Source organism: Gemmatimonadota bacterium, from assembly GCA_026705765.1.
Lineage (GTDB): Bacteria > Latescibacterota > UBA2968 > UBA2968 > UBA2968 > VXRD01.
The window spans coordinates 1-12679 of record JAPPAB010000153.1 but is presented as its reverse complement, the minus strand read 5'-3'; the positions used below and the strand labels follow the sequence as shown (position 1 = coordinate 12679).

12 protein-coding genes are annotated in these 12679 nt (G+C 53.6%); 6 read left to right on the top strand and 6 right to left on the bottom strand.

All coding sequences use genetic code 11. The features are described from left to right. The first annotated feature begins 75 nt into the window (after positions 1-75). The 5 genes from OXH16_19710 to OXH16_19690 are packed head-to-tail and all read left to right on the top strand — an operon-like array spanning position 76 to position 4600. Positions 76-564, top strand: coding sequence for a CinA family protein (locus OXH16_19710; protein ID MCY3683632.1), 489 nt, complete (start codon positions 76-78; stop codon positions 562-564). A gap of 14 nt (positions 565-578) precedes the next feature. Continuing rightward, on the top strand, positions 579-1823 hold the full coding sequence (locus OXH16_19705) for a DegT/DnrJ/EryC1/StrS family aminotransferase (GenBank protein MCY3683631.1): 1245 nt from the start codon (positions 579-581) through the stop codon (positions 1821-1823). Between the two features lie 2 nt (positions 1824-1825). Beyond that, entirely contained in the window at positions 1826-2545 is a 720-nt protein-coding gene (locus OXH16_19700; protein MCY3683630.1) for an aldolase/citrate lyase family protein, read from the top strand. A gap of 20 nt (positions 2546-2565) precedes the next feature. Continuing rightward, positions 2566-3798, top strand: a complete 1233-nt coding sequence (locus OXH16_19695; GenBank protein MCY3683629.1) for a right-handed parallel beta-helix repeat-containing protein — start codon at positions 2566-2568, stop codon at positions 3796-3798. Positions 3799-3811: 13 nt separating this feature from the next. Next, on the top strand, positions 3812-4600 hold the full coding sequence (locus OXH16_19690; GenBank protein ID MCY3683628.1) for a phytanoyl-CoA dioxygenase family protein: 789 nt from the start codon (positions 3812-3814) through the stop codon (positions 4598-4600). A 4-nt stretch (positions 4601-4604) separates the two neighbouring features. On the opposite strand, the gene OXH16_19685 is transcribed toward OXH16_19690, so the two are convergent. From OXH16_19685 to OXH16_19660, 6 genes are all read right to left on the bottom strand, one after another. Further along, positions 4605-5084, bottom strand: a complete 480-nt coding sequence (locus tag OXH16_19685; GenBank protein MCY3683627.1) for a GNAT family N-acetyltransferase — start codon at positions 5082-5084, stop codon at positions 4605-4607. Between the two features lie 149 nt (positions 5085-5233). Further along, positions 5234-6769, bottom strand: coding sequence for a hypothetical protein (locus OXH16_19680; GenBank protein MCY3683626.1), 1536 nt, complete (start codon positions 6767-6769; stop codon positions 5234-5236). Between the two features lie 9 nt (positions 6770-6778). Then, a complete protein-coding gene (locus OXH16_19675) occupies positions 6779-8320 on the bottom strand; it encodes a sodium:solute symporter family protein (GenBank protein MCY3683625.1) in 1542 nt (513 codons plus the stop codon). Positions 8321-8332: 12 nt separating this feature from the next. Continuing rightward, positions 8333-9577, bottom strand: a complete 1245-nt coding sequence (locus OXH16_19670; GenBank protein ID MCY3683624.1) for a sulfatase-like hydrolase/transferase — start codon at positions 9575-9577, stop codon at positions 8333-8335. 4 nt (positions 9578-9581) lie between these two features. Further along, a complete protein-coding gene (locus OXH16_19665) occupies positions 9582-10382 on the bottom strand; it encodes a phytanoyl-CoA dioxygenase family protein (GenBank protein ID MCY3683623.1) in 801 nt (266 codons plus the stop codon). Between the two features lie 165 nt (positions 10383-10547). Then, positions 10548-11792: a lactate racemase domain-containing protein gene (locus tag OXH16_19660; GenBank protein ID MCY3683622.1), complete on the bottom strand. Its 1245-nt coding sequence runs from the start codon at positions 11790-11792 to the stop codon at positions 10548-10550. 412 nt (positions 11793-12204) lie between these two features. On the opposite strand from OXH16_19660, the gene OXH16_19655 reads away from it, so the two are divergent. Then, a partial coding sequence (locus OXH16_19655) for a hypothetical protein (GenBank protein ID MCY3683621.1) occupies positions 12205-12679 on the top strand: 475 nt, incomplete at its 3' end.

Genomic DNA, 12679 nt, shown 5'->3' with positions numbered 1-12679 from the left:
GGAGTTCTCACTGACCTTGAGTGGTTGGGCGGGGGCGTCTATTCGTCTATTCGCGCTTTAATGTAGAGGTTTAATATGGCGGATTTTAAGACAATGGCCGCAGATGTGGGCGTGTTGCTAAAAGAAAAAGGGCAGACCGTGGCGGTGGCCGAGTCGTCGGCTGGGGGAATCATTTCAGCGGCACTTTTGGCCGTGCCGGGAGCGTCGGCTTATTTTAAGGGCGGTGGGGTGTGTTATACGGGGGACTCAAAGCAAATATTGATGGCTGTTTCCGATGCGGCAATGGGCGAGGCGAGGGCTGCGACAAAGACGCATGCCCTGCATCTGGCACGCGCTGCGCGCGAACGTTTGGGGGCGGACTGGGGTATTGGCGAGACGGGCGCGGCTGGTCCGACGGGAAATCGGTATGGCGATCCGCCCGGCCATACGTGTATCGGCGTTGTGGGTCCAGATGCCGAGCAAGCGATTGCGATTGCAACGGGCAGCGAGAACCGGGGTGAGAATATGGAGGTGTTCGCCCGCGAAGCATTGGACCTGCTGGTCGAATGTTTGCAGCGGGATTGATCAAGGAGGGAAATATGGCAGAGTTAGCGCTGTTGGGTGGCGAGCGTGAGGTTAAAGAGAAGGATGATATTTTATGGCCGATGTACGATGTGGCCGAAAGAGATGCGCTTGTTGAGGTGCTGGAGAGTCGGGCGTGGTACAATTCCTCGAAGTGTCAGGAATTTGAAGAGACGTTTGCGGCATTTCAAGATGCGAAATACGGGATCGCGTGTACGGGTGGCACGGTGGCTCTGGAAATGATTTGTCGCGGGGCGAGCATTGGTGTAGGCGATGAGGTGATTACGAGTGCCTATACGTTTATCGGTACGTGTTCGGGGATTCTAAAAGCAGGTGCTACGGTTGTTTTTTGCGATATAGACCCGGATACCAATAATCTCGATGTGGCGGAGGTGGAGAGTCTTATTACAGATCGAACGAAGGGGATTATGCCGGTGCATTTTGGTGGGTTGGCGTGTGATATCCAGCGGTTGCTGGATATTGCCGAGCGACACAATCTGGTGATTTTAGAAGATGCGGCGCACGGGTGGGGATCGACTTATAGAGATCGCGGGCTGGGTAGCTGGGGACTGGCTTCGGGGTTTTCTTTTCAGCAGAGCAAAAATATGACGGGTGGAGATGGGGGCATTGCCCTGACCAATGACGAGGCCGTTGCCGATGCGATTGGCTGTGCGGTCAATGTGGGGCGGTCGCGGTATGGTCGTACGGAGGAGTCTCGACAATGGGGCGGCAACCACCGGATGACGGAGTTTGTCGCTGCGGTCTTATTGTGCCAGTTGAAGCGCATTCCCGAGCATACGGAGATCCGCGAACAAAATGGGGCGATGTTGACGCGCACATTGTCAGAGGTTGAGGGTATTGAGCCGATCCACCGGTTGGAAGATGCGACCCGCGTCAACTGGCATGTGTATGGTGCGCGGTATTTATCCGAGGCATTTGAGGGCGTTTCTCGCGATGCATTTGTCAGGGCGATGCGCGCTGAAGGGGTGCCAGTGAGTACGGGATACGAGATGCCGGTGTACAAGCATCCGGTTTTTCAAGAGGATTGGAAAGCCCGCGATTACACGCCTTTTGCGTGGACAGATGCGGCGCAGGATTATCGCTCGTTGCACTTGCCAAAGGTCGAGCAGTATTGCAGGGAGCGGCTGTCGATAAGCCAGAGGGCTTTGCTGACTTCTGAAACGCGGATGCGGGATATGTCGCGCGCATTTGTCAAGGTGCGCGAGAATGCAGATAAACTTCGAGAGTGGGAGAGGAGATAATTATGTTTGAAAATGCAATTGGACTGAAACAGAAATACCGCAATGGTGAACGCATTATTGGCGTGTCTATGGCACCGAATACGCCGCCGGATCGGTTTGATCAGATTATGGACAAAGATGATTACGATTTCGTGTCTATTGATAGCCAGCATACGCCGTTGAGCGAGGAGCGCATTGCGGCGTTTTGCGATATGGCTGCCGAGCGCGATGTGTTCGTGCAGTTTCGGATCAAACACACGCGCAATGCCTATTTGATTGGCAATTATCTCGATTTGGGTCCGTGTGGGATCGAGATTCCGCAGACTGAGTTGGAAGAGACGGTTGATGATGCGTTGCACTATTTTTATTATCCGCCGGCTGGTGGGCGCAGTTTTGGCGGGGGACATCGGCGAGGCACGGAAGATAAAACTACGGAGGAGTACGCCGATTGGTGGAATAGTTTTGGGGTTTTGTGGTTGCAGATTGAGTCGGTAGAGGCCGCAACGCGCGGGCATTTGCTCGCGAAGGCGGGTGTGGATTGTTTGTCGATGGGTCCGACGGATTTGTCTATGAGCATTAAGGCGCATCCGCAACACTGGTTGAAGTCTGTGGATGATACGATCGCGTATTTGTGCAGGTCTTTGGAAGGGACTGGCGTGGCGGTCTGTCATCGCAACCGCACGCCGGATACGCGCGAGAAATACGCCGATATGGGGGTGACGGTGTTTTTGGAGAGTGCGTAAAGGAACAGGAGGGTGATGTTATGCCTGCTATGCCAGCAAGAGAGATTCCGTTGCCCGATGCGCCTCGAGATGAGGTGAATGCAGGGGAGTTTTTTGATCGGGAGTCGATGACCTGTGGGTTGGAAGACGCTATTGCATCTTTGCCAGAGAGCGGTGGTCGGGTGCGTATTCCGGCGGGTACGTATCTTTTGCGCAAGACGCTGTACATACCCAGTCGGGTGAGTCTGGTCGGCGATGGGCCGGCGACGGTGTTGAGGATTCGGCCTTTGCAGGTGGCTTATCTGGCAAAGGATATTCGCAAAGGTGGTCGGGTGTTGACCTGTAAGACTTCGCCGCCTTTTCGCGTGGGTGAAGGGATTGGGGTTTGCGACGATAAGCACAGGGGGTGGTGGGGGACGCACGGGGAGGTCGAGCGGGTTGTGGGCAATCGCGTGTGGATGAGTGTGCCGTTTAATCGGCGGTTGTTGGCGCGTGACAATGCCCGGGTGGTGAATCTGTTTCCCTGTATCTGGGCAGAGAACGAGACGGATATTGAGATACGGGATTTGACGATTAAGGGTCCCGACGATTACGAGGGCGATTGGTGGGATTTTACGTATTCGGCGGTGCATATTGTGGGGTGTGAGCGCGTGCGCGTTCTGAATTGTTCGGTGTTTGGGTGGCCCAGCGATGGGTTTGGGATTCAGCGCGGTTGCGATGCCCAAGTGGCGCATTGTCAGGCTCATGGGTGCCGCGGGCATGGATTTCATCCCGGAACGGGGTTGGCGCGCAGTGTGTGGTCGCACAATATCGGGAAGGGAAATGGGGGTGATGGGTATTATTTTTGCGCGCGGGTACATCATTCGGTGTGTAGCGATAGCGTGTTTTCCGAAAATGGACAACACGGGATTGGCGGTGTGGCAAATGGGGGGGATCACCACAATATTGTGAGTAATAATGTGTGTTCGTACAATGGGATGTGTGGGATAGATGCCAATAGAGGAGATGAGCAGGTGATTACGGGGAATTTGTTGCTGAGCAATTCCCGGGCGGAAAAGGGAACATATCCCGGTATCCGCGTGCAGGATTTGACCCATTCGATTGTGCAGGGCAATCGGTGTGCAGACGATCAGGAGAAGCCGACGCAGTTGAAGGGTATTGAGGAGAGTGGTGAGAGCGACTATAATTTGATCGGTAGCAATTTGTGTGTGGGGATGGAGACGGCTGTTGCTGTTGTGGGAAGGAATAGCCGGGCAGAGGGGAATTTGGTATGACAGGAGATGAATCATGCTAACAGAAGAGCAAGTGGCGGAGTTTCACGAGAATGGGTTTTTGAATGGGGGGCCGGTGCTGGACGACGCGCAGGTCGAGGTGTTGCGCGAGGAGTTGTACCGGGTGATTGAGACTAAAGACCGCGATGATGTGCCGCAGCCGGTTTTGTTGCGCAATTTGGGCGGTGATGATTCGGCACCGGTCTGGCAGATTGTGAATATCTGGGAGGCGAGTGAGCCGTTTAAGAATTTGATGTATTCAGAGAAGATTGTAGAGGAGATGGCGCAGTTGACCGGGGCGTCGGAGTTGCGTATCTGGCACGATCAGATTCAGTACAAGCCCGCTGAAATTGGGGGGACGACCGGATGGCATCAGGACGCGCCGCTGTGGCCGATTATTCGGCCGATGACAGAGGTGAGCGCGTGGGTGGCATTGGACGATGTGGATGTGGAAAATGGGTGTATGAGTATGGTGCCCGGTTCGCACAAGTGGGGCAATCAGATCGCGTTTGTGCGACAGGTAAAGGATTTTGAAGCTATGCCGTCAAATTTTGAAGGCCATCCCATATCGGTGATGCGCCGGCCGGTGAAAAAGGGCGAGGTGCATTATCACCACGCTCTGACCTGGCACGGTTCGCACGACAATCGCAGCAAGCGACCCCGGCGTGCGATTGCAATTCACTATATGACGCAGGATACGTATTACGATGCGAGCGGCGATCACGTGATGAAGGAATTTGTAACCGTGGAAGATGGCGAGATTTTGCGGGGGGAACACTTTCCAACGGTGTGGAGGACTGAGTAAATAACTACACTTTCCGATCTTTCATGGGCATTGCGTAGTGGATTTGTCGGGCGACTGCGGTAAAGCCCGAGCGCGGATAAAAGTTCTGTCCAACGGGATTCTGGTCGAGGGTTTCGATTTTTGCCACGGCCATTCCCTGTTCTTCAAAATAGTCAAAGGCGGCTGTCATCAATGCTTTGCCGATTCCTTTGCCCTGGTATTCGGGCAAGACAGCGAGGTTGGGTATGCCGCCTATTTTGCTTTCATGGTCAATGCGCGTGGTGATGTAGGCCGCGACGTTGCCTTCGTCTTCCCAGACGAAGATGCCATCGGCATTGGCGGCGACGTCTGCGTCTATGTGTTTGGCTTTGCGTGCTTTCCAATCTGTGTCGGCAAATTGACCGAAGTTTTTTTCGATGTTCTGGTCGATTGATACCCCATCAAAACAGATAACGGTGATTGCTTTGAGGGCGTCGAGGTCTTCAGGGCGGTATTTTCTGATCATGGGATTAGTCCTTTACGCGCCGATGCGGACGAGGGCGAGTGTGAGAAAGATGATGCCGATCACACAGATCCATGTGACGATGAATCCTATGACTGTTTCTTTGGATGGTTTGCGAATTTCAAGGCCAAACACGATAGCCTCCTCGGAAATTAGTTGAACGATAAGACTAAAATGCCAAAACTGTTTTTGGGAATCAAGAGATTCGTGCAGGCGCCAGACCATTCGCGGATCGAGATTTCTATTTTGCCCGCGCCTTCCATTTCCGCATTTCCGCCATTTGATGCATTGAGTCTTTCATGGGCTACATAGCGATATTTGAGCGTGCCTTCATATTTTTTGCCGTCGATGGTGAGGCTCGGCGATAGGTCGTCTGCCGTGCGGTTGCTGATGAGTACAAAAAGGTGCGCGGCACTTCCGACTGCCTGTGCTTGAACGCCTGGTATTTGTTTTCCCTCGTATTCGAGCTGTCCATTGAGGATGGGTGGGTTTTGGATGGCGAGGGCGAATTTTGTGTCCGATTCCGCGAATGCTTCTCCGATTAACTGAAGGGGATAGTAGGTGGCGCGCCGGATTGTTTTTCCAAAGTCCGCCTCTGGTTCACCGCCGTATTTCCAATTGGTTCTCGGCGATGGAGGCGTGATTGGGGAGAATGCGGGGAATCCTTTGCCGGGACCAGCAAGTACGTGAAAGTTCGCATGGGTAATGCGCGGTTGTGTGAGCATTTTTAAGAAGAAGTCGCCCGTGTACATGGCGTGCAATTGTGTGTTGGCGACCCGGTTTGCGGGGTTGGCGATATTCCATTCTGTTATCCACATTTCTTTGTTGAGGAATAATTTTTCATAGTAGGCCAGGGCGTCATCGAAGTCGCAGTGGATCCAACCAAAGAGATAGCCTCGATATTCCTCAATTTCTTTTTTTCGAGCGGTCCGATAAGCATAGACGTGAACGGTATAGGCGTCGTAAAATTGATCCGCTGCCGCCAATGCACTGTCCCATTTGCGTTGATCCAGATTTTTTTCAAAGCCGTTCTTGTGGAAGGCTACCGGGCTTGCACAGACCGAGACTTTTATGGTTGGGTCAACGGCTTTCATCGCCTGTGCATGTTTTTTGGCTTGTGCGATATAGGTTTCGGCAGAGGGGTATTTTTCCGCGTACCACGGCAGATAATATTCATTTCCGAGTTCCCAATACGCGATCTCATATCCCTTGTTTTTTGCGTATTGGACCCACCCGGCACTTTCTTCCGGGCTTCCCGTCCACAGGTTGACGACTACGATGGGCGTTATTTTTAGCGCGTTGCACATTTGCATGAAGTCGTCAAATGCAAGTCTCCCGTTTCTCCTTTTTTTCAGTCTGACAAAATTGCCTCTGTTTCGTCTGTTGAGTTGCTCGCTGCCGGTTGAACTCATTTCGCTCTGGATAAATCCAGCTATTTCCCAGTGGTAAAAATTGCCGATTGTGCCTCCGGGAAAACGCAGTATCTGGGGTTGCAGGTCTTTTGTGAGCGCGACGAAGTTGGCGTCGAGATATCCGTAGTCTCCGCTCATCATGTTCGTGTTGAAGCCATAGAGGTTTTTGGGGAGGGTTTGCGTTTTGCTGCGGTCAATTTCTATATGCAGTGCAGGGTCTGCAGCTCCCAAACTCGTGTAGAGTGCGGCGATAAGCAATATGGCTATGAGACGCATGATGAATCCTTACTCCATAACAACTTTTATGCCAGCTTCGCGCAATTTGTGCTCTTGCCCAACAGGTGTGTGGAGCAAGGTGTAAAAGCGGTCGAGTCGCTCTTTGTCTTGCGGTTTGGTGAGTTTGCTGACGATGATGAGTGCGGCAAAGCCTCCGGCGATGTAGAGTACGTAGCGATAGGGCAATTCCCAGCCGAGGCCGCCGATGTAGATGCCCAGGCTTTCCAAATCGATGATTGTTTGACCGGATATGGCGAATAAGAATGCCGAGACGATCAGGCCCGCCCAGGCACCGGGTGCATTGCATCTGCGCCAGAGAATTCCCCCCCAGAAGGCGATACCAAAGAATGCCACGAGCGACCAGGAGAGGCGGATGATTGCGACGACAGAGGTGAAGTAGAGTGCGATGATTATGCCGAATATGACGAGTATGAGGGCGACGATGCGGCCCGTGGTGAGGTAGTGTTTGTCGTCGGCTTCGGGTTTGAAGAGGGGTTTGTAAAAGTTTTCGACAAAGAGGGCGGCGCCATCGACCATGAATGAGTCGCAGGTGGACATGACCGCGGCGATCATCGAGGCGAGCATGATGCCGATGAGGCCGATGGGCAAGAGGTCGCGCGAGGCGAGCCCAAAAGCGTGTTCGGGATCGTCGATGTTGGGATAAAGGGCAATGCAAGCTACGCCGGTAAATGCCCAGGCTACGGTGCAGAGGCGTTTGATCATGTTGCCGTATGTGAATCCCACGCGGGCTTCGCGTTCGGTTTTGCCCGCACCGCCAATTTCCATGTGGTGGGGTTGGGCAATGATGCCGACGAGGGCGTTGATGACGACCATGACGATGAAGAAGGGCGTGATGCGGTCGTATCCAGGTGGGGGATCGCCGGGTGCTTCGAGGCTGAATTTTTCAATGGGTACTTGCTGGTGAAGGCCGGTGAAGCCGCCGACGCCGTCGATGACAAAGGGGACGAGGAGAAAAGAGAGGACGATGATGAAGATGCCCTGGATAAAGTCGGTGATGATGGCCGCGGGCAGGCCGCCCAATAGACCGTAGGAGAGGAAGAGGACGGTCATGACGCCGATGGCGATTTCGGGAGAGATCGCGCCGCCGGTCATGGCGCTGGCTGTTTTGCCCGTGCCCAGAAGCATGATGCCGATTTGTATGGCAAAGTAGAGCAGGCCATAAAGGGCGTAGAAATAACCGAGGGAGTTGCTGAATCGGTCTTCAAAGAAGTCCGCGATGGTGAGGTAGCGCAGTCTTCGCCATATTGGCGCGATGAGCCAGTAGAAGGGGGTGGCGAATAGATAGAGCCATTGATACCATATCCCCGCCATGCCCAGTTTGTAGGAGGCTCCTGCTACGGTGACGGCCTGGTCGGTGTGGGTGCCGGTGCCAAAGGCGTGCATGATCATAAATGCTTTGCCAAAGCTGCGCCCACCCATAAAATAGTCGCCCGTATTTCTGATTTTGCGGGCGACCCATAAGCCGGCAATCATAATGCCGATTAAATAGATGGCGAGCGTGGCAAAGTCCAGCAGGTGTAGTCCAAGCATAAATTTCCTCTATCAGAATGTATCTTTTTGCGGTGTTGCGCCGTCGGCTACGTCGCGTTTCCAGGCATCGATTGTATCGCACATTTGTCGGACGCGGTCGGGCTGTTGTGATGCGAGGTCGTTGCTTTCCGATATGTCCTGGGATAGGTCGAATAGATGCGGCGTGCCTTTGTCGATTACGAGCTTGTACTTGTCGTCGCGCATGGCAAGGCCATTCCAGAACAATTGTCGGACACCGGGTTCATTTTCGCCGAGGAGGGTGGATTTGAGGCTGATGCCGTCAAAGTGGTCGTCGGGTGCAGGTGCCCCTGCGAGGGCGCACATGGTGGGAAAGAGGTCGATGCTGATGGCGAGTTGGTCGGTGACGCTGTTGGGGGCTATTGTTCCGGGCCACCATGCAATGGCGGGGACGCGGTGGCCACCTTCCCATACCGTGCCCTTGTTCCCGCGCAACGGGGCGTTGGATTCGGGATTTTGACGGGTGCCGCCGTTGTCGGAAAAGAAGAAGACAAGGGTGTTTTCTTCAATGCCGAGTTCTCGCACTGTGCCCATGATTTCGGCCAGGCTGTCGTCCATGGCTTTCATCATCTGGCAATAGGTTTCCCGGGGGTCGTCGGGATGAAAGTCGGCTTTTTCTGGACCGCGAATGGCGGGATCGTCAGGTCCTTGCAATGGGGTGTGTACGGCTTCGTGTGCAACGTAGAGGCAAAAGGGCGTGTCTTTGTGGTCTTTGATGAATTGTACGGAATGCTGGGTGATGAGGTGTGTGGTATAGCCTTCTTCTTCAATGTGTTCGAGGCCCTCCCACCAGTCGTACACTTCCATGCGGTCGTAGTGCGAGATGTAGTCGATGTTGCCGCTTACATATCCGCGAAAGCGATCAAAGTCGTGGTGCAGGGGATTGAATTTTTTGTCGTACCCGAGGTGCCATTTGCCAAAAATGGCAGAGGTGTATCCAGCTTGTTTGAGTAGTTTGGGAAAGGTGATTTCAGAGGGGTATAAGCCCACATAGTGGTCGGCACTTTGGGGATTGGCGCCGATTACTTTGGGTACGCCTGCGCGCTGTTGATAGCGTCCGGTGAGCAATCCGGCGCGCGTGGGGCTGCAAACGGCACCGCTGGCGTGAAAGTCGGTGAATTTAAGCCCTTCGCGGGCCATTTTTTCCATTGCGGGCGTGTCGATCCAGCCCCCGTACGCACTGGAATCGCCATAGCCCATGTCGTCGGCGAGTACGATGATGATGTTGGGTTTGTTCATACGTTTAATTCGCTTCGTTCATTCTAAAGCCGGACACAATGGTGCTGTCTTTGCGTTCCAAAATGTTGTTGGGATCGATGCGGTAGGGATCGTCTTCTGCGCGGCCCACGGGGTGCATCTGGGTGCTGTGGTAGCCGAAGCGCACGGATTTTCGCCATTCGTCGGTGCGGTTGCAATCGGACCAGTGAATGATCTGATAGCTAAAGAAGATGACGTCTCCTGCTTTTGCCGGGATCAGGATGGAGTCGATTTTGTCGGGGTGGTAATCGTCTGGCGGCAGATGAGGAGAGGTGTCTGGACCCAGGACGTGAACGAGCGGACCTTTTTTGTGGCTGCCGGGTACCACGCGCAAGCACCCGCTTTCTATTGGGGTGTCGTCCAGGTGTAGCAGGCAATCGACAAAATCGGGGCCGTCGTGCGGATAAAAGGGATAGTCCTGGTGCATGGGAAACGGTGTGCCGAGTTCTGGCGGTTTGGCATGGAGGACGGTGTGGTGCCACTGAACGGTGTCGCGGATCAGGTCTTCCACACAGCCGACGAGGCGTTCGTTAAAGATGGCGCGTCCCCAGGTTGCGGAGTAGAATTGGGGATTGTGCATGAAGACGGCTTTGGTGTTGAGGCGTTCGTCTTCGGGCAAGTATCTATCGCGCCAGGGCCCCCGCCAGCCAATGGTCTCATTGCCCCAATTTTCGATGATGCGCACCATTTCCGAGCCGAGTTCGGCGGTTTCTTCAGGGGTAAAGAGGGCTTCGCATTTGAGGTACCCATTTTCGTGGTAGAAGTCGGTTTGTTCTTGTGTGAGCATGGCGTCCTCCAATATAATAACGCAAGAGAACAAGGGATTGGCAAGGATCTCCCCCGGTCCCTACGTCTCCCCGTTCTCTTGCGTGATTTTTTTCATAATTGCATCGGCGCCCAATATAGCATGATAGGCGCGTGAGTGAAAGTAAAATTCCGCTTTTTCAGGCCATTATTTTGCAGAAATTTGAATGGCTGCATTTGGAAATACAGCGACGCGGGCATTATCGGGCAATTTTTCGATGAGTTGGTTGCGGAGTGTGTCCCAATCGCGGAAGAGAACGCCGTCGGGGTTGCGTTTGTAAAATTCGTCAACCGGAAAGTTTTCAGACCACATCAGGGTCTGGTGCGGGCCTTCGATTGTGGGTTCGGGGAGTTCTTGCTGGGGCTGTTCGGATTTTAGTTTGCAAAACCGCGCGTAGTCTATTTCGTCGTATAGTCCGTGGTGACAGATGCCATCGGTGGCGGGATTGATGGCGACTTTGTACGCGTTTTCGAACAGCCGTAGCGGCCAGAGAGCTTTGGCGGTTTGTACGGGGTCGTAATCGAGGGGGTAGGCGTTGGCTATGACGAGGTCAGGCTCTATTTCGGGTGTTTGGGTTGCGTAGGTTTTGAGTGCGAATCGGGCGCCGGTGCGCTGCGCCTGGATGAAGTCGCCCACAAATACACCGGTGATCTGGCGTTTGCGGTTGAGTGTTACGTTGACGACGGCATCAAGGCCCAGGACTTTGGCGACTGCTTCGGCGGCGTCTCGATGGTCGGGTTCGTCGCCCTGTCGTTCAATATTGGCGTGTCCTCGGCTTGCGTAAAAGGTATGGAAGTAGAACATGGTGGCAAAGCCCGAGACACCCGGTAAGATGAGTTTGGCGCCGCCGCCAAATCCCACGTTGCCGTGGGGATAGATGCCGCCAACGCAGAGCTTGAGGTCGGCGTCTGCGACAATTCTGTCGATGTAAATGGGGAGGCCGCTGTCCAGACTGCCCAGGGCGCGGAGGTCGCCGCCCATGAAGTTGTGGTTCGTAACTTGATATGTGCGGGCGATATCAGCGCCCACTTTTTTGTCGATTTCCTCCGCGTCGATTGGGCGGTGAGAGCCTCCACCTACGACAATACGGATTTGATTTTTGGGGATGCCTGCGGTGTCGAGTTCTTTGAGGACATAGGGGATGAGTTCGGCTGCGGGTGTGGGGCGGCTCAGGTCATCTACGATGATTGCGGCGCTGTTTTTTCCTTTGGCGAGTTCGGATATCGGCGGTGTGCCGATGGGGTTGTCAAAGGCTGTTTGGATCTGCTCTGCGGTCACTTGAGGACAGTCCTGTGGACCAAAGGTTTCGACTGTCCAGCCTTCGGAAAAGGTGAGGGTGAGGGCTTCATCACCCGCCCAGGCACGGGTGTGTATTGTGGCGGTGTTGTTCATCGCGGCCTCTTTTGTTTTTGTGCGGTTAGTTTGGGGTCTTGTTTGATGAAGTACATTATAAAACACAGCCGTTGAGTACACAAGAACTTTGCGATAAAAAAAGTTGGATTTGTTGCCTGAGATTGATCTGGATGAGAAGTACATTTCTTTCACCATACCGCTCATCCATCGCTCAAAATATACACTTTTGCCGCCAACGTCTGCGCTGCTCCATCTCCGATTCAATAGGCAATCCACAAATTCAAGTTGTGAACAAGACCGCAATACAGCATATTGAAGGCATAATGAGATGCTTATATGCAATTTATCGCTCAATTCTGTGATAATTTCATTTTTTGGCCTGATATTTGCTTGGGTTCTGACTGTTGCGTTTGTCCAAAATACGACCAACTCTCAGACCAGGGCATCTTACATGGCAGAATTTGATACGATTTCTAAACACCTGATTCAAATTTATCCCGACGACTTCGCCAGCTTTACCCTTGAACGCGAGGACATTGAAGTTCTTGCAGTCATTGACACAGAACAACTCACTGTTGAAGCACGCCAGACCGATAGCCTGATTCGCGTGCGTATTGACGGCGAGGAGGCATTGGTCCACAACGAGTTTCAAACCACGGACAGCACCAATCCGCCTATGCCACGCCGCATGGCGGGCTATATCGGACGAGCTATTGAGCATCATGGTCTGCCGATTTATTCCAATGTCATCTACCTGCGTCCGGATGCCGGGCAACGCGATCTTGGGTACTATGTCCAGGAGCGTCCTGGCTACCAGATCGCGATTCAGTACAGGGTGATCAGGCTGATTGAGATAGAAGGCGAGCGCGTTCTCGAATCGGGGCAATCGGGTCTGATCCCTTTCACGCCATTGATGAAGCCACCTG